This window comes from Streptomyces sp. NBC_00310, from assembly GCF_036208085.1.
GTDB lineage: Bacteria > Actinomycetota > Actinomycetes > Streptomycetales > Streptomycetaceae > Streptomyces.
This window is the reverse complement of record NZ_CP130714.1, coordinates 10,630,983-10,653,021: the sequence shown is the minus strand read 5'-3', so window position 1 is coordinate 10,653,021 and position 22,039 is coordinate 10,630,983. Positions and strand designations below refer to the sequence as shown.

Sequence of the window (22,039 nt, the reverse complement as noted above, 5' to 3'; positions counted from 1 at the left end):
GCTCGCCTCGGCCCGCTCGCCAGGCAGCCACGTCGGCGTCGGTGATCCGGTACAGCACCAGCGCCACAAGCAGCGTGAGGCGGATACCGGGCCGCTTGGCCTCCGGCACGTCGGCTGGGGCCGCCCCGGCCGGGTCCCCGCCCCATCGCTGGAAGCCGATGCTCTCCCACAGCGCGGCGATCTTCTTCTTCGCCTGGCGCCGGTACGCCTAGGTGAGCTGCTCGCGGTCCTCGAGGTATTCGCCCATGGCCGGGTACGCCCCACCGCGCAACAGCCGCCGGATCGCCTCGGCCGCCAGGATCAGTCCTGGTCCGAAGCCCCTCCATGCCTTGTCGAGATGGACACGGTCGAGGATCAGCAGATCACCGACGGGATGAGTGACCGCCTTCTCGAACGCGGCACTGTAGCCCGTGCGTCCGGACCGGCCGAGGACAGCTGAAGCGATGACCTCGAGATCGCCAGATTCGGCATCCATGCAGTGGTCCTTCGTGGATTTGTCAGATCGGTAACCAGCGCAGCCGGGCGGGGGCGCTTTCGCCGGAGCGGATGGAGCAGTTGTCCGCCATCGGTATGCGCTGGGTTCAGGCCGGTCCGGTGCGGTCGACGGGTGAGGGGGCGCCTGGTGTGGAAGGCCTGGTGCGGGAGGGGTGAGGTCGCGTGTGGCATCGGGTCGGCCGCTTTCGGTGGTGTCGGTGAGATGGGTGCGGAAAGGCGACACAAGGTGTCGGGTATGGGGGTGAGGATGGTGTCACCGGTTGGCGTCGATGGCGGACGTGGGCCGGCCGTACAGAGAGAAAAGGACTTTCATGGGATTGACGCCCGACACATCGACACCGGACCTCCGCGGAAAGATCGCGCTGGTTGCGGGGGGCACGCGGGGCGCCGGGCGGGGCATCGCCGTCCAGCTCGGGGCGGCGGGTGCGACGGTCTATGTCACCGGCCGTACGACTGCGGAACGGCGTTCGGAGTATGACCGGGCCGAGACGTTCGAGGAGACCGCGGAACTCGTCAGTGCCGCGGGCGGAACCGGTATCGCGGTGGCGACCGACCACCTGGTGCCGGAGCAGGTCCGTGCGTTGGCCGAGCGCATTGGCGCCGAGCAGGGGCGGCTTGATGTGCTGGTCAACAATGTCTGGGGTGGTGAGCGGCTGTTCGAGTTCGAGAAGCCGGTGTGGGAGCACGACCTCGACAACGGGCTGCGGCTGCTGCGGCTGGGGGTGGAGACCCATGCGATCACCAGCCACTTCCTGCTGCCTCTGCTGGTGCGGCAACCGGGTGGTCTCGTGGTGGAGATGACCGATGGCACGTCCGCGTACAACGGGGTGAACTATCGCAACTCGTACTTCTATGACTTGGTCAAGAACAGTGTGCTGCGTATGGCGTTCGTGCTCGCTCACGAGCTGAAGCCGCATGGTGGAACGGCGGTGGCGCTGAGTCCGGGCTGGCTGCGTTCGGAGATGATGCTCGACGCGTTCGGTGTTGCTGAGGACAACTGGCGGGACGCGTTGGCCACGGTGCCGCACTTCTGCATCTCGGAGAGTCCGGCGTATGTCGGGCGTGCGGTCGCGGCGTTGGCCGGTGATGTTGATGTCGCTCGTTGGAACGGTCAGTCGCTGTCGAGCGGGCAGCTCGCCCAGGAGTACGGCTTCACCGACCTCGATGGTTCGCGTCCGGACTGCTGGCGCTACCTGGTCGAGGTCGACGACGCCGGTAAGCCCGCGGATGCGACCGGGTATCGGTGAGGGGCGGACCGTCGGCGGGCCGCGGTGACCATGCTGCGGCCCGCCGGCGGTGCCTGCGCGGTCGTGGCCGGGTGAGCCCTTGTGCCTGTGGGGGCGGGCGCGGTCTTCGGTGCTGTCAGCTCCGCGCTGTCCGTGGGCGGTTCCCTCGTTCGGTCACGTTCGTCACGGTCTCGGCAGGCCGGTGGGATGACCGGTGGGATGACCGGTGGGTTCGTGGCCTCGGCGGTCTTCGTGGGCTGTGCGTGCGGCGCCGTTGCTGTCGCTGCTTGTGACGAGCACGCCGGGCCCGGCCTTGTGCCCTTTCGCCGGCCGGGGATGTCCGGTCCGCCCGGGGCGGGTTGGTCGTCTCACCTGGCCGCGAGGTGGGTGCGGCCAGGTGGTGGGTGGCTCAGTGGTTCATCACGCGCAGGCTGGTGGCCGGGGGTGCGGAAGCCGTCGAGCCGGCCGGGCATTGCCTTCTTGCTTCAGGGCGGTCGGGGACGGGGTCAGCGCCGCCTGGTCGCGCTCCGGGCGGAGTCGGGCGGGCTCGCTCATCGGTCGGGGTGGGGGGCGTGCACGGTGATGTGTGCGCCGGGGCTGAACTTGGCGAGCAGTTCGGCGAGTTCGGCTGCGGCCGTCTCGACGTCGGTGACGGGCATCGGCGCCAGGCTCTCCAGCAGGAAGATGCCCGAGGTGGTCTTCTCGGTGAGCCTCGTGCGCGGGCCCTGGCGCCAGTTCCAGCGGCGGCAGGTCACGCCGGTCTCGTCCCGCCAGATCACTTCGCCGGCGTCGGGGTGTTCGATGACCTCCTCGCCGCCGGTGACGGTCAGGAAGTCCTCGTCGCCGGTGGCGCGTACCAGGCGCATGCCGCCCTGGACGTGGTCGATGTCCTCGCCGCCGACGGGGATGAGGTGGGCGACGCTGATGGCGTTGTACAGGTCGACGAGCAGGTTGATGCGGGGCAGTCCCGCCGGCGACAGGGCTCGTTTCGCCAGCGCCTCCGCCGAGTTGCGGGTGCGGGACGGCTTGGAGCCGAACGCCGTGTAGACCTCGCGCCAGGCGGCGATGTGCGGGTCCTCGTGCGGGGCGCGTCCGTCCAGGCGTACAGCGAGGCGGCGGGCGGCGTCGTCTAGGAGGACGGAGCTGGCATCGGTGCTGGGTCCGTTGGTGAGGTCGTGTGCCTCGACGGCGACGTGCGTGAAGCCGGGCGCGAGGGTGCGCACCTCGTCGGACACGGTGAGCGAGAGGGACATGGCCTGCCTCGGAGTGTGGTGGGGGTCTGTGAGTGGTGGCGGCGGTCCGGGGGCGTCGTGAAGGCGCTCAGGACGGCCGAGCGAGGTACAGCATAGAGGACTGGATAGTTCATTTCATTCGATGTCGGGTCGGGTGTGCGAGCCGGGCGGGGGACCTGTGGGTCCGGGCCCGCTCTGTTCTCCTGCCTGGCCCCTGGTACGGGAGGCGGCCGTTGTCGGTGGTGGTTGGTGTTGTCCCGGGCGGGGCGGCGGGTACCGCTGTCGGTGCTCGGTGGAGGCGCAGCGCGATGGGCACGGTCAGGGCTGTCAGGGCTGTGCGGATGGTGCTGCCGCCGGTGGCGCTGGTTTCGCTGGTTTCGATCACGTCGCTCCTTCAGGGCCGGGGGCCCGGGGGCGGGGTCATGAAGAAGGTAACGGGGGGGACGGTCCGCGGCGCCGGTGCTGCGGGCCTTGGCTCTCGCCGCGCGCGGCGGCCGGCGCCGGGTTCTTTGTGACGGATCGCGTGGTCGGTGTCGTCGGCTGGGGTGCCGTCACCTGGGGCCCGCGGCGAAACCGCTCGTGGATGCGGTGCCCGCGGCCCCGCTTTCGCCCCGGAAGGGGGCTCGTCGTCGCACGCCGGACGGGGCTGGTCATCCGGCGTGTTCAAGTGGGACTCAAGTCGGGTTCGAGAGGGTCTCGAGCCGTCCTCGACCCGACGGCAACCGGGCTGCGAATCGCCCGTAGTAGCGTGATCGATCCGTTCGGGGTGCGTGGGGGTGACCTCCCCGCTCATGCCCTGCAACGTCTGAGAGGGTGGCGGGACTTGACTGAATTCGTGCGGGACGTCGCGAGCATGGGCCGCGAGACCATCGACGTCGTGGGGGCTCGTACCAACAATCTGCGGGACGTGTCGCTGAGCATCCCCAAGGGGCAGCTCGTCGCCTTCACCGGGGTGAGCGGCAGCGGCAAGACCTCGCTGGCCATCGACACCCTGCACAACGAGGCCCAACTGCGGTACCTGGAGGGTCTTTCGCCGTTCGTCCGGCAGTACATCACCCAGCGCAACCGGCCGAAGGTCGACCGTATTCTGGGGCTCGGCCCGACGCTCGCGGTCGACCAGCGCCGTCTGAACCGCAACCCCCGTTCCACGGTCGCGACGATCACCGGTATCGACGGGCATCTGGGGCTGCTGTATTCGCGGCTTCCCGCGTTGGGCGCGGACCCGGTGGCGGTGAGCGGGGGCGGTCATCTGACGACCGCGCACTTCGACCGGCACTCGCCGGAGGGGAGCTGTCCCGACTGTCACGGGGTGGGCGGGCGCTGGCAGGCGCAGGAGGAGCTGATCATCACCCGGCCGGAGCTTCCGCTCTTCGAGGGGGCCTCGCCCTGGTTCGCGAAGTGGCGGTCGGGGGAGCACGCGTTCGTACCGGCGCTTGCCGAGAAGCGGGGCGTGGACCTCGGCCGGCCGTGGCAGTCGCTGCCGGAGGAGTTTCGTCACTGCGTGCTGTACGGCACGGGGGACGAGAAGATCGAGGCGACCATCGACATGCCGAACAAGAACGAGACGGCGTCGATGACCTACCGCTCGACCCAGCCGCTGCGGGGCGCGCTCGCCGAGGTGGAGCGGGTGTTCGTGAACGCCCAGACGCCCAGTGCCAAGGAGCGCTATCTGCCGTACATGCGTAAGCAGCCGTGTGCCACGTGCGGTGGCAGCGGGTACGACGAGGCGGCCCGGTCCGTGCGGCTCGGCGGGATGACGTATCCCGGCCTGCTCGGGGTCGAGGTGCGGGAGGTGCGTAGCTGGGCGGAGCATGTGGCGGACGACCTGGGTGCCGGGCAGCGTGAGGTGGGTGAGCCGCTGCTGCAGGATCTGGTGCGCAGGCTCGGGGTGCTCGAGCGGCTCGGTCTGGCCCATCTGCAGCTGTCGCGGAGCGCGGCCACGCTGTCCGGGGGCGAGTTGCAGCGCACCCGGCTCGCGGCGCAGCTCAGCACCGAACTGAGCGGCATCATCTTCGTCCTGGACGAACCCGGGACGGGGCTGCATCCGGCGGACAAGGCGCATCTGCTCGACATCGCCCTGGAGTTGCGCGAGGCGGGCAATACGGTGCTTCTGGTCGAGCACGATCCCGAGCTGATCGCCCGGGCGGACTGGGTGATCGACATGGGGCCGGGGGCGGGCCGCCTCGGCGGTGAGGTCCTGGTGTCGGGTCCGCCGGCCGACGCGGCCGCCCATCCCACGTCGCTGACCGGGCGGTATCTGGCCGGTGACGGGCCGCGGCTGCGGCGCGGGCGCCGGCCGGTCGGGGACGGCACGGGCTGGGTGGAGCTGCACGGCCTGCGTGCGCACAATGTGACCGCGGAGCGGGTGCGTTTTCCTGTCGGCCGGCTCACCTGTCTGACCGGGGTGAGCGGCAGTGGCAAGAGCAGTCTGCTCGGCGCGCTCGGGGCGGGTGTGGAGGCCGCCTTGAACGGGACGGCGACCGACACGGTGCGCAAGGTGACCGGTCTGGGCGGGCTGAGCTGGGTCGCGGTCGTCGACCAGGAGCCGCTCGGCCGGACCCCGCGGTCCAATCCGGCCACCTACAGCAAGGCGTTCGACATCGTCCGCAGGCTGTTCGCCGAGACCGATGCGGCCCGCGGGCGCGGGGTCAGTGCCTCCTGGTTCAGTTTCAACACCGCGGGCGGGGGCCGCTGCGAGACCTGCACCGGTTACGGCCGCAAGCTGGTCGACATGCACTTCCTGCCGGACGTGTGGGTGGTGTGCGACGCGTGCGAAGGCCGGCGTTACAAGCCGGAGGCTCTGCAGATCGCCTACCAGGGGCTGACCATCGATCAGGTTCTGGAGCTGACCATCGCCGAGGCCGTGGAGCGGTTTCCCGCGCCGCGGCAGCTCGCGGAAACGTTGGAGGCCCTGAACCGGGTCGGGCTCGGTTATCTCCAGCTCGGGCAGAGTGCCACCGAACTGTCGGGCGGAGAGGCGCAGCGGCTGAAGCTGGCATCGGCGATCCAGCGTGGCGCGGCAGGCCGCGGCGCCGGTCTGGTCGTGCTCGACGAGCCCGTCTCGGGCCTGCATCCTTCCGATATCCAGCGCATGGTGGACGCACTCGATGTGCTGCTGGACTCGGGCAACACCGTCGTCGTGGCCGAGCACGACATCCCCGTCGCCGCGTCCGCGGACTGGGTGATCGACCTGGGGCCGGGAGCCGGCCCCGACGGAGGCGCCGTGGTCGCGCAGGGCACTGTGGACACCGTCGCCGACGCCGACACCCCGACCGCCACGTTCCTGCGCCGGCACGCCGCCGGCCTGCCGCTGCTGGAGGTGCGGGCGGCGGCCGGCCGGTCCCGGGTGTGAGGACGGGCCCCGTTCAAGGGGTGCAGGGGGTGCTGGGGTTCTGCCGCCGGGTACGGCGTCCGGGCCGACGGCAGGGATCGTGGTGGCCCGTGGGCGGGGCGCTGGGGTTCTGCCGCCGGGTACAGCATCCGGGCCGGCGGCAGGGATCGTGGCCCGTGGGCGCCGCGCCCCCGGGGTTCGGTGCGTCCCGGGTCCGCCGTGATGTGAAGAGGGGGCCGGAGTGCCGGCCGTCCGACTGCCCGTGAAACAGAAGGCGGGCCGACCCGCCGCGGCGCCGCTCCCCACGACGACCTGTCGCGGCGCCTGCCAATGATCGTCAACAGCAAGGAGTCTCATCCATGTCCGAATTGAAGCGCCGGGGATTTCTCACCGGTGCCGCGGTCGCCGGGGCCGGTCTGGTGTCGGCGGACGTCCTGGCCGGTGCCCGGCCCGCGGCCGCGGCCGCGGCGGGGGCGGCCGGCGGAGCGTGCACACCGGCGTTCGGCTCCGTCACCGTGCAGCCCGGGGACACCCGGTACGACAGTTTCCTGCGCGGGCACAACACCCGTTTCACGGGCCGGCCCGACCAGATAACCATCGCGACTTCCCCCGGCCAGGTCGCCGAGGCGCTCGGCCGGGCCGTCGCGGCCGGTCGACGGGTCGCCGTGCGCTCCGGGGGCCACTGCCTGGAGAACTTCACGGCGTCCTCCGAGGTCAAAGAGATCATCGATCTTTCCCAGATGTCGGACGTCTACTTCGACGAGTCACGGAAGGCGTTCTCCGTGGGGCCGGGCGCGATCGTGGCTCCGACGCAGAACACGCTCTTCAAGGGCTGGGGCGTGATGATTCCCTCCGCGGGCTGCTCGGAGGTGGGTCTGGGCGGGCACATCCTGGGCGGCGGCTACAACTTCTACTCCCGCATGCACGGGATCGCCGTCGATCACCTCTATGCCGTCGAGGTGGTCGTGGTGGGTGCCGACGGAACACCCCGTACCGTCGTGGCAACGCGAGAGGCCAACGACCCCAACCGGGGCCTGTGGTGGGCGCACACGGGCGGTGGCGGCGGCAACTTCGGTGTCGTGACGCGGTATTGGCTGCGTACGCCGGGGGTGGTCTCCACCGATCCCGGCACACTCCTTCCCCGGGCCGGGAATCAGCGGGTCCGGACGGTGCAGTGGTCGTGGGAGTCCCTGTCGCAGCAGTCGTTCACCACGCTCATCCGCAACTACTGCCAGTGGTTCGAGCGCAACAGTGCTCCCGGGGCGAAGGAGACCCAGATCTGGGCCACGTTCTCCGGGTCGCACCGGTCGGCCGGCACGATCGGCCTGATGGCCGGTGTCGAGGACACGGTCGAGGGCGGGGAGGCGCTGCTCGACAGGCTGTTCGCGGACGTCACCTCGGGCGCCGGTGTCAAGGTCGCGTCGGACACGAGGCACGAGCTGCCGTGGCTCGACCGGGACAACTGGTACTGGGGTCCCCCCGGGCGCCAGAAGGACAAGACCTCGGATCTGCGGAAGAGTTACACCGATGAGCAGATAGCGACGATCTACCGCTATCTCAACGACGACTCCATCAGCAATCCGGGCGCCCAGGTGAACCTGGCCGCTCTCGGCGGGAAGATCAACACCATACGCCCGGACGCGACCGCCTATGTGCATCGGGACTCGGTCCTGCGCGTCTATTTCACCCCCGGTGTATGGAGAACGCAGAGCGAGGACGCCGCGCACGTGGCGTGGGTGCGCAAGCTCTACCGGGACGTCTACAGCACGACCGGGGGTGTTCCGGTGCCCAACGACATCAACGCCGGGGCGTACATCAACTATCCGGACGTCGATCTCGCCGACCCGGCGTGGAATACCTCCGACACGCCGTGGCACACGCTGTATTACGGAGCGAATTACGCGCGGCTGCAGCAGGTGAAAAAGGCTTACGATCCGCGTGACGTGTTCCGTCACGCACTGTCCATACGCCCCGCCTGATCCGGCATCGGTACGGAGCGCTCACCGGCCGGTTCATGTCCCGGCCAGTGGGTGCCCCGTCTTCGGAGGCGGCGTGGGCGCTCTCGATTCGGTATCCGTTTCGGTTCCGTTTCGGTATCCGTTCCGGTGTCAAGGGCGTGCCGCCACGGGAGCTTTTCTCCGCCAGGTGGAATCGGGGGCTTCACATGAAGCCCCCGATTCTGAATCCCGGACCGTTCGGGGTGTGGCGGGACTGGATGGCTGCGTATGCGTCTGGCGTCGGGAAACCCGCGGCCGGACGGCAGGAGCGGGCCGGGGTGGTCTGTGCCCGTCTCTCGGGGGCCGGCCTTTCTCATGCCGCTGGCCGGTCGCTTTCGGCCGGACCGGCTCGGCCGGGGCTGATACGGAATGCCTTGACAGCCGATGCCGGCCGTGATGTTTGTTTACGCGTAAGAGCACCATGTATCGAGCACCCCGGGAAATACTGCCGGCCGGCCCCGTTCTTTCCGCAGTGGTCCTCATGGCCTCTGCGGTGGTCCGGCCGGTCGAGCGGCCAGGGGCAGGGTGTCGCAGACACGACAGGGAGATCAGAAATGGCTGACAAGCTGTTATCCGGCGTTGACGATGTCGCGGGTTTCTACGAAGGCCTCGGCCAGGTTCTCAACGCCGCCTGGGGCGAGAACCTGCACTACGGCTACTGGGAGGACGACGCCGACGACAGCAGCGTCGAGGTCGCCACGGCCCGGCTGACCGACCTGCTGATCACCCTGCTCGACCCCGCCCCCGGCGCCGCGGTCCTCGACATCGGCTGTGGTGTGGGCAAACCCGCGCTGCAGCTCGTCGCGGCCAGGGACGCGCACGTCACCGGCATCGCCATCAGCGACGTCGAGGTGGAGCAGGCCACCGAACGCGCCGTGGAGGCGGGCCGGTCGGACGTGACCGCCTTCCACAACGCCGACGTGATGGCGCTGCCGTTCGGTGACGACTCGTTCGACGACGCGTGGGCGATCGAGTCGATGCTCCACGTGCCGGACCGGGGCCGGGCGCTCGCCGAGACGGCCAGGGTGCTGCGCCCCGGCGGGCGGCTGGTGATCGCCGACACCGTCGAACGCCCGCCGGTGAGTCCCGAAGGCCGCAAGGTGCTCGACGACATCTGCGCCGCCTACCACGTGAGCCCGTTCGCCACCGCCGCCGAGTACTCCGAGCTGCTGGCCGCCCATGGGTTCGTCGACGTCGAGATCCGTGACATCAGCGACCACGTGGTCCGGACAGGGATGATCATGGCCGATGTCGTCGAGGCCCGGCGCGACGAACTGGCCCGGCTCGACGGCCCGGAACCGGTCGACCAGTACATCGACCTCATGCGCCGCGCGGCGGCCAGCCCGGACAACGGATACCTCGTGATCGCCGCGACGCTGGACCCGGCATCCGGCTCCTGACCTCGGCCTGCCGTGCGGGTGCTGCCCGACATCCCGCTGCGGGTGTCGGGCAGTCACAGTTCGCAGTTCGCAGTTCGCAGTTCGCAGTTCGCAGTTCGCAGTTCGCAGCGTCAGTCGGTGGTGCGGCCGCCGGCTTCCTGCAGTTCCGCCGACGCCTCGCCGGGCTTGCCTGCCTTGCCGGGCTCTTCGGACGCGCCGGCCCTGCCGGCCTCGTCGGCTTCGCCCGCCTCATCGCTCCCGACGACCGCGGGCACCCTGCGCAGGCCCAGCGTCATGAACACGGTCACCACCGTCAGGACCCCGCAGATGACGCTCACCAGCACCATCCCGTGGGTGAACGCCTCCCGTGCCACATCCAGCGCGGCTGTGCCGAGGTCCTCCGGCAGACGGGAGACCTGGTCGACAGCGTTGCCGATGGTGTCCTGGATCCCCGCAGCGGCCTCCTCGGGCAGCCCGGCGGGCAGTTCGCCGGAGACCTGACCGCGGTATGCCGCGTTCCCGATGCTGCCGAGTACGGCGATGCCCAGGCCCAGGCCCAGTTCGTGAGAGGTGTCCGAGATGGCGGAGACCGCTCCGGCCTTCTCCGGCGGCGCGGAATTGATCATCATGTCGGTGCCGAGCACGATGGCGGGACCGACGCCGAAGTTCAGCAGCCCCAGCGCGACCATCACCGTGACCGGCCCGCTGTCGGCACCTGCCTGGGCCAGGACCACGAAGCCGACCGCGGTGATCGCGAGGCCCACGGTCATCACATGCGCCGCACGCGTCCACCGCAGAGCCACCGGGGCGAGCAACGCCCCCGTCACACCCCCGACGCTGCCCGGCAGCGACGCCAACCCGGCCTCCAGCGGCGACAGTCCCACCACCATCTGGATGTACTGCGCCATGAAGAACTGCGATCCCGACATCACGAAGAGGGCGAGCCCCATCGCACCGAGGGATACGGAGAAGGTCCGCTCGCGGAACAGCCCCATGTCGATCAGCGGGTGGGTGAGCCTGCGCTGGCGCACGACGAAGGCCACGCCCAGGGCGAGACCGGCGAGGAGGGCCAGGACGGGGACCGCGGCCATGCCGTCGCCGGCGAGCTTCTTGAGACCGTAGACGGTGGCGAGCAGGGAGAGCACGAGCAGGCCCGCGCTCGCCCAGTCCAGGGGGCCCGGCTCGGGGTCGCGGTACTCGGGGAGCAGCACGGGACCGAGGATCAGCGTGAGCACCATGGCCGGCACGCTCAGCAGGAAGACCGAGCCCCACCAGAAGTGTTCCAGCATCGCGCCACCGACGAGCGGGCCGATGGCGCCGCCCACCAGGAAACAGGCGATCCAGACGCTGAAGGCCACGGCACGCTGCCGGGCGTCGTGGAACATGTTGCGGATCAGCGACATCGAGGAAGGCGTCAAGGTCGCCCCGGCGATGCCGAGCAGCGCACGGCTGACGATCAGCATCTCGGCACTGGTGGAGAACGCCGTCAGCAGCGAGGCGGCACCGAAGCCCACCGCGCCGATCAGCAGCAGCCGGCGGCGCCCGATCCGGTCGCCCAACGTACCCGCGACGACCAGCAGGCTGGCGATCAGAAAGCTGTAGACGTCGACGGCCCACAGCAGTTGCAGACCGCTGGGGTTCAGGCTCGCGTTCAGGTGCGGCACGGCCAGGTGCAGCACCGTGTTGTCGAGGGTGATGAGCATCGCCGGCAGAGCGAGAACACCGAGAGCCGTCCATTCACGTTTTCCGGCGCGCGCGGGGGAAGAGACGGTCGTTTCCTGTGGAGTCATCGAGGAGAGCCCAGTCAGTGAGAGTGAACGTGCCCCCAGACAGGCCGGCCGGCGTCGAGGGCCGGCGATTCCCGGCCTGCGGGCGGGGCCGGAGGGCCGGGCACCGGGGGCGGCGTGACCTGCCGCGGTTCGGTGCCCGGCCGAGGGGGTCCTGCGAGGCCTGGACTACCGGGACTTGATGAACGGCTTGCCCAGCGGTATGCGCTTGGCGCCGGTGGCGCTGTGCACGGCGCTGGCGAAGATGTACATGCCGATGGCGATGAAGAGGAACATGGTGCCGATGCCCACGTAGACGAGCCACGGGTCGTCGGGCTTCGCCGGGTTGTTGATCATCTGGTCGATGGCCTGCTCGATCGACCCGAAGAGGACGAGCAGCGTCGTGGAGACCACCACGAACAGGAACGTGAACGCCTTGGGCAGGCGCAGGGTCGTCAGGGTCAGCAGAATGATCACAATGGCCCAGACGAGGACGAAGTTGGCCGTGGCCCTGCGCTGTTCGATGTTCTCGAATTCGCCCATCCAGTTGTTGTTCAGCGCGATGCTGAGCACCGAGAAGCTCAGCCAGAACGTGCCGAACAGGCCGTACACCGCGGCGAACACCCCGTCTCCCAGGCGCATGGCCCAGCCGGCGGCCATCAGCAGCAGGATGGCGCTGCTGAACACCATGATCGGCAACTGGGCGACCAGGGAGTTGGCCGGGATGCTGACATCCTTCAGGTAGAACGCCAGCGAGAGGGAACCGAGCAGGAAGCCGGCGAATCCCAGCATCGCGGGCTGCGGCGCGTAGAGGCCGGTGGAGGCATCCGGCTTGGGTGCGGCGGAGGTTGCGGGCACGGTCGCCTTGGCGTCACCGACGCCCGCGCCGACCGGGGAGGTGTGGAGTATGTGCTCTGTCTGACTCATCGTTTTCTCCTGGTTCGCGTGTTCCAGTGGTCCTGCTGATGGCTGTGTTGGCCGTGGCGGCCGTGGTGGTCCTGTTGGCTGTGGTGGTCCTGTTGGCCGTGGTGGTCCTGTTGGCCGTGGGGTTCGTTCAGCTCGATCCGGCACGTCCCAGGACCCGGCGTACGCGGGGAATGGCGGCCTGGGCCGGCCATGTCGCCGGATCGGGCAGCTGGGTGGCGAGGTCGGCGAGGACGGGGTACTCGAACAGCAGGTTCAGCGGGACGTCCATGCCCGTGCGCGTGGCGAGCCTGCTGGTTACGCGGCTGGCCAGGATGGAGTGGCCGCCGAGGGTGAAGAAGTCGTCGTCCGCGCCGACGCGGGGGACGTCGAGGAGTTCCTGCCAGATCCCGGCGATCAGTTTCTCCGCCTCGCTCTGCGGGTCCCGGAACACCGCCCGGGCAGCCTCGGAGTCAGGGGCAGGCAGTGCGGAGCGGTCGATCTTGCCGTTCGGGAGCAGCGGGAACTCATCCAGCGTCATGAACACCGACGGGACCATGAAGTCCGGCAGCCACCGCCGCGCATGCGCACCCAACACCGCCACGTCCAGCGTGCTTTCGGCATCGGCATCAGCATCGGCGTCGGTTTTGGCGTCGGTGTCGGTGTCGGCCGCGACGATATAGGCGATCAGGCGGGTCGTGCCGGCCGCGCCGTCACCCGCCACGACCACCACCTCGCCGACCCGCCCGTGACGGCGCAGGACCTCCTCCACCTCACCCAGCTCGATCCGGTGACCGCGCACCTTCACCTGACCATCCGCACGCCCCAGATAATCCAGCTGACCGTCCGAACGCCACCGCACCAGATCCCCCGTGCGATACATCCGCCCACCACCGGAGGCGAAAGGATCCGGCAGAAAACGCTCCGCCGTCAGAGCAGCACGCCCCAGATAACCCCGCGTCACCCCCGCACCCGACAAATACAACTCCCCCACCGCACCCAAAGGAACCGGCCGCAGACCCCCATCCAGAACATACGCAGACGTCCCGTCCACCGGCACACCGATCGGCGTCCGCTCATCCCCCACACACGTCACCGCATGCGTCGAATACGTCGTATCCTCACTCGGCCCATAAAGATTGTTCACCACCTCCACCACCGGATGCGCATACAAATCCCGCACCAAACCCGGCGACAAAGCCTCCCCCGCCAAATTCACCGTCCGCGCCCCCGACGGAAAAGCATCCGCCGCCAACAACTCCCGCACCACCGACGGCACCGTATTAACCAACGTCACCCCCTCATAAAACGAAGGATTCACCAACAGATCCAGCACACTCCCCGGCGACAACACCACCGAACCACCCACCGACAACGGCGCAAAAATCTCGAACACCGACAGATCAAAAGACACCGACGTCCCCGCAAGCGTCCCCGACAACTCCCCCGCCGAAAACACCCGACCCGCCCAGCCCAACATCGCCACCACCTGACGATGCTCAATCACCACACCCTTAGGACGCCCCGTCGAACCCGACGTATAAATCACATACGCAACATCATCACCCCCACCCAAAACCGGCGGACGAGACGAAGAGAAAGCACCCCCAGCAAAACCCGGAACGTCGTCCAGAGAACGCAACACCACCGACACACCGGAATCCTCCAGCATGAACGCGACACGCTCCGCCGGATAACCCGGATCCACCGGCACAAAACCAGCACCCGACTTCAACACACCCAACAACGCCACCACCAGATCAGCGGTACGCGGCAAACACACCCCCACCAGATCACCCGGCCCCACCCCCAACCCCCTCAAACCCCACGCCAAACGATTCGCCCGCACCTCCAACTCACCGAACGTCAACACACCATCAACCGCACGCACCGCCACCGCACCCGGCACACGATCAACCTGCGCCTCCACCAACCCACACACCGACACCGGCGATGACGACGCCGGCACCCGCGACACCGACAACTCCCGCCAACGCCCCCACTCACCCCCCGACACCACGCTCAACTCCCCCAGCACCACACCCGAACGCTCCGCCAAAGCGGACACGGTCTCCGTCAGGCGGTCCACGATCAGCTGGGCCGTGGACGTCTCGAACAGGTCGGTGTTGAAGACCAGGTGTCCGGTGATGCGGCCGTCGCGTTCCTCGGCCTGGACCACGAGGTCGTAGGGGGTGGTGCCGATCGGCATCGGTGCGGGGTGCATCCGCAGGCCGGGGAAGTGGTACTGGGGCGGGGTGCCGTTGACCGCGAGGAGTACCTGGAACAGCGGGCTGCGGCTCTGGTCGCGTTGGGGGCGCAGTGCGCGGATCAGTTCCTCCAGCGGAATCCGCTGGTGGCCGCGGATCGCGTTCACGGCGTCCCGCGCCTCGCGCAGGGTCTCGGCCAGCGTGTGGCCCGGGTTCATACGCAGTCGTAGGGGCAGGGTGTCGACGACGTAGCCGACCACGTCTGCCGTGCTCGGGTTGTCGCGGCCGGCGGCCGGGGTGCCGATGGTGACGTCGTACTGGCCGGTGAGCTTGGCCAGGACGACGGACAGTGCTGTGGCAAGGACCGTGAACGCGGTGGTTCCCGCGGCCCGGGCCGCGGTGGTGAGCGCCTCGTGCGGCAGGGCCAGGGGTACTGCGGCGCCGTGGTAGGTCTGCTTCGGGGGGCGGGGCCGGTCGGTGGGCAGGTCGGGTGCCGAGGCGCCGGCCAAGTAGGTTCGCCAGAAGTCGAGTTCGGTGTGTGCGGTCTCCCGCTGCCAGTGCGCGATCTCCGCGTACTGGAAGGCCGCGGGCGGGGGCGGAGCCGGTTCGGTGGTCGGGGACTGGAGTACGGAGCCGTAGTGCACGGCGATCTCACGCAGGAGGAGGTCGAGGGACCAGCCGTCGGCGATCACGTGGTGCAGGCTCATGACCAGGACGTGGTGCTCGGGCGCGACGCGGACGAGCGTCACGTGCCACAGCGGTCCGGTGGTGAGGTCGAACGCCCGCTGGTTCTCGGCCTCGATCACCGACTCCCAGTCGGGAGTGGTGATTCGGGTCAGCGGTACTTCGGGGTCGGGTGCCACGACCTGGGACACGTGGTCCGCCACTTCGCGCAGGGACATGCGCAGGACTTCGTGGCGGTGCGCGAGGTGCCGCAGCGCGGTGTGGAATGCGTCCGCGTCAAGGGTTCCCTCGATGTGGACGGCGCCCCTGATGTGGTAGGCGAGGTTCGCCTGCTCGTCCAGGCGGCACAGCACCCACAGCCGTTCCTGGCCGGGGGACGCTCGGAACACCAGGGTGCCGTCGGGTTCGGGGACCCGGTCGACGACGGGGAGGTGCGGTGCCGGTTGCCTGTCCCCGTATGCGGCTGCTTCTGCGTCGGTGTCCTGGCCCGCGCCGGTTGGGGGGAGATGGGTGGCGAGGTCGGTGAGGGTGGGGTGCTCGAAGAGCAGGGGCAGGGGTATGTGGGTGCCGAGTTCTTCGCTGAGCCGGTGGGTGACCCGGGTCGCCAGGATGGAGTGGCCGCCGAGGGTGAAGAAGTCGTCGTCCGCGCCGACGCGGGGGACGTCGAGGAGTTCCTGCCAGATCCCGGCGATCAGTTTCTCCGCCTCGCTCTGCGGGTCCCGGAACACCGCCCGGGCAGCCTCGGAGTCAGGGGCAGGCAGTGCGGAGCGGTCGATCTTGCCGTTCGGGAGCAGCGGGAACTCATCCAGCGTCATGAACACCGACGGGACCATGAAGTCCGGCAGCCACCGCCGCGCATGCGCACCCAACACCGCCACGTCCAGCGTGCTTTCGGCATCGGCATCAGCATCGGCGTCGGTTTTGGCGTCGGTGTCGGTGTCGGTGTCGGCCGCGACGATGTAGGCGATCAGGCGGGTCGTGCCGGCCGCGCCGTCACCCGCCACGACCACCACCTCGCCGACCCGCCCGTGACGGCGCAGGACCTCCTCCACCTCACCCAGCTCGATCCGGTGACCGCGCACCTTCACCTGACCATCCGCACGCCCCAGATAATCCAGCTGACCGTCCGAACGCCACCGCACCAGATCCCCCGTGCGATACATCCGCCCACCACCGGAGGCGAAAGGATCCGGCAGAAAACGCTCCGCCGTCAGAGCAGCACGCCCCAGATAACCCCGCGTCACCCCCGCACCCGACAAATACAACTCCCCCACCGCACCCAAAGGAACCGGCCGCAGACCCCCATCCAGAACATACGCAGACGTCCCGTCCACCGGCACACCGATCGGCGTCCGCTCATCCCCCACACACGTCACCGCATGCGTCGAATACGTCGTATCCTCACTCGGCCCATAAAGATTGTTCACCACCTCCACCACCGGATGCGCATACAAATCCCGCACCAAACCCGGCGACAAAGCCTCCCCCGCCAAATTCACCGTCCGCGCCCCCGACGGAAAAGCATCCGCCGCCAACAACTCCCGCACCACCGACGGCACCGTATTAACCAACGTCACCCCCTCATAAAACGAAGGATTCACCAACAGATCCAGCACACTCCCCGGCGACAACACCACCGAACCACCCACCGACAACGGCGCAAAAATCTCGAACACCGACAGATCAAAAGACACCGACGTCCCCGCAAGCGTCCCCGACAACTCCCCCGCCGAAAACACCCGACCCGCCCAGCCCAACATCGCCACCACCTGACGATGCTCAATCACCACACCCTTAGGACGCCCCGTCGAACCCGACGTATAAATCACATACGCAACATCATCACCCCCACCCAAAACCGGCGGACGATCCTCACGGCAAAAATCAGAAGAAACAGCAACGTCATCCAGAGAACGCAACACCACCGACACACCGGAATCCTCCAGCATGAACGCGACACGCTCCGCCGGATAACCCGGATCCACCGGCACAAAACCAGCACCCGACTTCAACACACCCAACAACGCCACCACCAGATCAGCAGTACGCGGCAAACACACCCCCACCAGATCACCCGGCCCCACCCCCAACCCCCGCAAACCCCACGCCAAACGATTCGCCCGCACCTCCAACTCACCGAACGTCAACACACCGTCAACCGCACGCACCGCCACCGCACCCGGCACACGATCAACCTGCGCCTCCACCAACCCACACACCGACACCACCGACGACGAAGACGACGATGACGATGACGATGACGACGGAATCAACGCCGGCACCCGCGACACCGACAACTCCCGCCAACGCCCCCACTCACCCCCCGACACCACGCTCAACTCCCCCAGCACCGCACCCGAACGCTCCGCCAAAGCGGAGACGACGACGGCGAGGCGTTCCGGGAAGAGGCGGGCGGTGGTCTCCGCGTAGAGGTCGGTGTTGTAGGTGAGGTAGCCGGTGACGGCGGTGTCGGTCTGTTCCAGGTGGAGCGAGAGCTCGAACTGGGTTTCCGCCGGGGGGATGTCGAGCCGGGTGACACGCAGTCCGGGGAGGCCGAGGGTGCGCGAGGGGGCTTCGTTCAGGGCGAGCATGACCTGGAAGAGCGGGCTGCGTGCTGGGCCCTGCGAGGCCGGCGCGACGTGGCGCACGATCTCCTCGAAGGGCATGTCGGCGTGCTGGTGCGCCTCCATGAGGGCGTGGTGGGTGCCGCGCAGGGCCTCGGCGAGGGTGGCGTGGGGGTCGAGTGTGCGGCGCAGCGGGAGGGTGTTGGTGAAGAAGCCGAGGATGCCCGCGGTGTCCGGGTGGGTACGGCCGCTGGTCGGGATACCGATGGTGATGTCGTGGCTGCCGGAGAGGGCGCTCAGGGTGATGGTGACGGCGGTCGCGACCACGGCGAACTCGGTTGTTCCCGCTGTCCGGGCGGCCTTGGCGATGGCCTCGGCGGGCAGCTCGAGGGGAACGGCCGCGCCGCGGTGTGTGGGGCGGGCGGGGCGGGGGTGATCGGTCGGCAGGTCCAGTTCGGCTGCTCCGGCGAGTCGTTCACGCCAGTGGGCGAGCCCGGTCTCGGGGGTGGGCGTACTGCTCTGCCAGTGGGCGAAGTCACCGTACTGGAGGGCGGGTTCGGCGGCGGGGGGTTGGCCTGTGGACAGCTCGGCGTAGCGGCGGGCGATCTCGTCCAGCAGGAGTGTGAGCGTCCAGCCGTCGGCGATGGTGTGGTGCAGGCTCAGCAGGAGGAGATGCTGGTCGTCGGCCTGCCGCACCACGTGTGCCCGGAACAGGGGGCCTTCGGCGAGGTCGGCCGTGGAGTGGCGCCATTCTTCGATGAGTTCGGCCTCGTCCGGGGTCGTGGCCTCGTCGGGGGTCGTGGTGGGGTCCCAGCGCCAGGTGGGGTGGACGACCTGGACGATGTCGCCGTTCTCCTCGCGCAGTGTCGTGCGCAGGATTTCGTGGTGGCGGGCGACGTCGCGGATGGCCTCCGCCAGGGCCTGGGCGTCGAGGGGTCCGGTGATCTTCGCGCCTCCGTTGAGGTGGTAGGCGAGATGGGCCCGTGGGTCGAGTGAGCACAGCAGCCACAGGCGCTTCTGCCCGGAGGACGCGGGGAGGGTGATCGTGCCGTCGGGGTTGGGGGTGCGGGTCGCCACCGGTATGGGGAGGTGGCGCTCGCCGGCTTGGGGGAGGTGCGCGGCGAGGTCGGTGAGGGTGGGGTGCTCGAAGAGCAGGGGCAGGGGTATGTGGGTGCCGAGTTCTTCGCTGAGCCGGTGGGTGACCCGGGTCGCCAGGATGGAGTGGCCGCCGAGGGTGAAGAAGTCGTCGTCCGCGCCGACGCGGGGGACGTCGAGGAGTTCCTGCCAGATCCCGGCGATCAGTTTCTCCGCCTCGCTCTGCGGGTCCCGGAACACCGCCCGGGCAGCCTCGGAGTCAGGGGCAGGCAGTGCGGAGCGGTCGATCTTGCCGTTCGGGAGCAGCGGGAACTCATCCAGCGTCATGAACACCGACGGGACCATGAAGTCCGGCAGCCACCGCCGCGCATGCGCACCCAACTCACCCGGTTCAGGGACGGTTTCGGCATCGGTGTCGGTGTCGGTGTCGGTGTCGGTGTCGGTGTCGGCCGCGACGATGTAGGCGATCAGGCGGGTCGTGCCGGCCGCGCCGTCACCCGCCACGACCACCACCTCGCCGACCCGCCCGTGACGGCGCAGGACCTCCTCCACCTCACCCAGCTCGATCCGGTGACCGCGCACCTTCACCTGACCATCCGCACGCCCCAGATAATCCAGCTGACCGTCCGAACGCCACCGCACCAGATCCCCCGTGCGATACATCCGCCCACCACCGGAGGCGAAAGGATCCGGCAGAAAACGCTCCGCCGTCAGAGCAGCACGCCCCAGATAACCCCGCGTCACCCCCGCACCCGACAAATACAACTCCCCCACCGCACCCAAAGGAACCGGCCGCAGACCCCCATCCAGAACATACGCAGACGTCCCGTCCACCGGCACACCGATCGGCGTCCGCTCATCCCCCACACACGTCACCGCATGCGTCGAATACGTCGTATCCTCACTCGGCCCATAAAGATTGTTCACCACCTCCACCACCGGATGCGCATACAAATCCCGCACCAAACCCGGCGACAAAGCCTCCCCCGCCAAATTCACCGTCCGCGCCCCCGACGGAAAAGCATCCGCCGCCAACAACTCCCGCACCACCGACGGCACCGTATTAACCAACGTCACCCCCTCATAAAACGAAGGATTCACCAACAGATCCAGCACACTCCCCGGCGACAACACCACCGAACCACCCACCGACAACGGCGCAAAAATCTCGAACACCGACAGATCAAAAGACACCGACGTCCCCGCAAGCGTCCCCGACAACTCCCCCGCCGAAAACACCCGACCCGCCCAGCCCAACATCGCCACCACCTGACGATGCTCAATCACCACACCCTTAGGACGCCCCGTCGAACCCGACGTATAAATCACATACGCAACATCATCACCCCCACCCAAAACCGGCGGACGAGACGAAGAGAAAGCACCCCCAGCAAAACCCGGAACGTCGTCCAGAGAACGCAACACCACCGACACACCGGAATCCTCCAGCATGAACGCGACACGCTCCGCCGGATAACCCGGATCCACCGGCACAAAACCAGCACCCGACTTCAACACACCCAACAACGCCACCACCAGATCAGCAGTACGCGGCAAACACACCCCCACCAGATCACCCGGCCCCACCCCCAACCCCCGCAAACCCCACGCCAAACGATTCGCCCGCACCTCCAACTCACCGAACGTCAACACACCATCAACCGCACGCACCGCCACCGCACCCGGCACACGATCAACCTGCGCCTCCACCAACCCACACACCGACACCGGCGATGACGACGCCGGCACCCGCGACACCGACAACTCCCGCCAACGCCCCCACTCACCCCCCGACACCACACTCACGTCCGCGAGGTCGCGGTCGGGGTCGGTGACGATCGCGGTCAGGGCGGTCCGGAAGCGTTCGGCGAGGTGGGTGGCCGTTTCGGCGGCGAACAGGTCGGTGTCGTAGGCCAGAAAGCCGGTGATGCCGTCGTCGCCCTGCCAGAGGTACAGCTCGATGTCGTTGCGGATGGTGGAGGGGGCCATGAGCCGCGGGCGTACGGGGAGTTCTCCCAGGCGGGTCTCGGTGAGCTGTGGCTGGAGCACGAACAGCACGTCGAAGAGTGACTCGCCGCTCTGGCCGGCCTGGCCTGCCAGGGCCTCGAAGGGCACGTGCGCGCGGCTGTAGGCGTCCAGGCAGGTGTCGCGGACGGTGTTGAGGAGGTCCCGGACGGTGCGGGAGCCGGTCGTGTCGGTGCGCAGGGCGAGCATGGTGGCCAGCGGTCCGACCGCGCCGGGGGCGCGGTGGCGTTCGCGGGTGGCGATGGGTGAGCCGATGGTGATGTCGGCGTGGCCCGCGGTGCGGGCGAGGGTGAGGTGGAGGGCTGAGAGCAGCACCATGAAGGGGGTCATGCGGGCTGTGCCGGCGAGTTCTTCGACGCGTCGCAGGAGTTCGGTGTCGACGGCCAGGTCGACGTGTGCGGAGCGGAACCGGCGGGTGCGGGGTCGGAGCCTGTCGGTGGGCAGGGACAGCGGTTTGGCGCCGTCGAGCCGTTCGCGCCAGGCGGCCAGGTCGGCCTCGCTCGGGGTGGCCGCGACGGTGGGCAGCGGGGTGGCCGGTGCCGGGGTGCGGCCCTCGTACAGGGTGGTGAGTTCGGTGAGGAAGACGCCGAGGGACCAGCCGTCGGCGACGATGTGGTGGGCGAGGAGCTGAAGCAGTGACGTGCCGTCGGACAGGTGCCAGACGGCGACGCGCCACAGGGGGCCGGTGGCGAGGTTCATGGGTGCGGCGGCGCGGGTGTCCGCCTGGCTGAGGGCGGTGTCCCGGCCGGTTTCCGCGTCGTGGGAGGTCAGGTCGACGACGGTGAGGTCGGGGTCGGGTCCGGGGGCCGGGGCGACGACGCAGGTGTGCGGGTCGCCGTCGGGGAAGGTGGTGCGCAGGACGGCGTGGCGGCGGGAGAGTTCGCCGAGTGCGGTGGCGAGGCGGTCGGTGTCGAGGGCGCCCTCGACCTCGGCGTCGAAGCGCAGCACGTTGGCCGCCGTGCCGGGGTGGATCTCCTCGAAGAGCCGCAGGCCGAGCTGGATGGGGTTGACGCGGGCGGCACCGTCGGTGGTGTCGGGTGTGGCGGGGCCGGCGGTGCGGGTGCGCCAGCGGTCGACGAGGGAGCGGCCGAGTTCGGCGGGGAACTGGTTGGTCTCGGACACGGTCGTGGCCCTC

General features: G+C 68.9%; 9 protein-coding genes. 4 read left to right on the top strand and 5 right to left on the bottom strand.

The window, feature by feature from the left end; genetic code table 11:
• Positions 1-208 precede the first annotated feature (208 nt).
• Entirely contained in the window at positions 209-475 is a 267-nt protein-coding gene (locus OG202_RS46215; protein WP_327726195.1) for a hypothetical protein, read from the bottom strand.
• A 331-nt stretch (positions 476-806) separates the two neighbouring features.
• Between OG202_RS46215 and OG202_RS46210 the strand changes: the two genes are divergently transcribed.
• Positions 807-1,742, top strand: coding sequence for an SDR family oxidoreductase (locus tag OG202_RS46210; protein ID WP_326585358.1), 936 nt, complete (start codon positions 807-809; stop codon positions 1,740-1,742).
• A 530-nt stretch (positions 1,743-2,272) separates the two neighbouring features.
• Here the strand turns inward: OG202_RS46210 and OG202_RS46205 are convergent.
• A complete protein-coding gene (locus tag OG202_RS46205; protein WP_326585357.1) occupies positions 2,273-2,974 on the bottom strand; it encodes a B3/B4 domain-containing protein in 702 nt (233 codons plus the stop codon).
• 802 nt (positions 2,975-3,776) lie between these two features.
• On the opposite strand from OG202_RS46205, the gene OG202_RS46200 reads away from it, so the two are divergent.
• The 3 genes from OG202_RS46200 (at position 3,777) to OG202_RS46190 (ending at position 9,681) form a co-directional block, all read left to right on the top strand.
• Positions 3,777-6,305, top strand: a complete 2,529-nt coding sequence (locus OG202_RS46200; RefSeq protein WP_327726196.1) for an excinuclease ABC subunit UvrA — start codon at positions 3,777-3,779, stop codon at positions 6,303-6,305.
• A gap of 338 nt (positions 6,306-6,643) precedes the next feature.
• Positions 6,644-8,263, top strand: a complete 1,620-nt coding sequence (locus OG202_RS46195) for an FAD-binding oxidoreductase (protein WP_326585355.1) — start codon at positions 6,644-6,646, stop codon at positions 8,261-8,263.
• Between the two features lie 572 nt (positions 8,264-8,835).
• Positions 8,836-9,681: a methyltransferase domain-containing protein gene (locus OG202_RS46190; protein WP_326585354.1), complete on the top strand. Its 846-nt coding sequence runs from the start codon at positions 8,836-8,838 to the stop codon at positions 9,679-9,681.
• Positions 9,682-9,791: 110 nt separating this feature from the next.
• Here the strand turns inward: OG202_RS46190 and OG202_RS46185 are convergent, their stop codons facing one another.
• The 3 genes from OG202_RS46185 to OG202_RS46175 form a co-directional block, all read right to left on the bottom strand.
• Complete coding sequence (locus OG202_RS46185; protein WP_327726197.1) at positions 9,792-11,450, bottom strand: MFS transporter; 1,659 nt, start codon at positions 11,448-11,450, stop codon at positions 9,792-9,794.
• Positions 11,451-11,615: 165 nt separating this feature from the next.
• The gene (locus OG202_RS46180) at positions 11,616-12,353 is read right to left on the bottom strand and encodes a GPR1/FUN34/YaaH family transporter (protein WP_327726198.1); all 738 of its coding nucleotides are present in this window, start codon (positions 12,351-12,353) and stop codon (positions 11,616-11,618) included.
• Positions 12,354-12,480: 127 nt separating this feature from the next.
• Positions 12,481-22,026 (bottom strand): non-ribosomal peptide synthetase, encoded by a 9,546-nt coding sequence (locus OG202_RS46175; RefSeq protein ID WP_327732024.1) that lies wholly within the window; start codon positions 22,024-22,026, stop codon positions 12,481-12,483.
• Between the last annotated feature and the right edge of the window lie 13 nt (positions 22,027-22,039).

Bases quoted from the DNA above. Each gene is read 5' to 3' on its own strand.
- OG202_RS46215 (WP_327726195.1), bottom strand. From the start codon at position 475: ATGGATGCCGAATCTGGCGATCTCGAGGTCATCGCTTCAGCTGTCCTC.
- OG202_RS46210 (WP_326585358.1), top strand. From the start codon at position 807: ATGGGATTGACGCCCGACACATCGACACCGGACCTCCGCGGAAAGATC.
- OG202_RS46205 (WP_326585357.1), bottom strand. From the start codon at position 2,974: ATGTCCCTCTCGCTCACCGTGTCCGACGAGGTGCGCACCCTCGCGCCC.
- OG202_RS46195 (WP_326585355.1), top strand. From the start codon at position 6,644: ATGTCCGAATTGAAGCGCCGGGGATTTCTCACCGGTGCCGCGGTCGCC.
- OG202_RS46190 (WP_326585354.1), top strand. From the start codon at position 8,836: ATGGCTGACAAGCTGTTATCCGGCGTTGACGATGTCGCGGGTTTCTAC.
- OG202_RS46185 (WP_327726197.1), bottom strand. From the start codon at position 11,450: ATGACTCCACAGGAAACGACCGTCTCTTCCCCCGCGCGCGCCGGAAAA.
- OG202_RS46180 (WP_327726198.1), bottom strand. From the start codon at position 12,353: ATGAGTCAGACAGAGCACATACTCCACACCTCCCCGGTCGGCGCGGGC.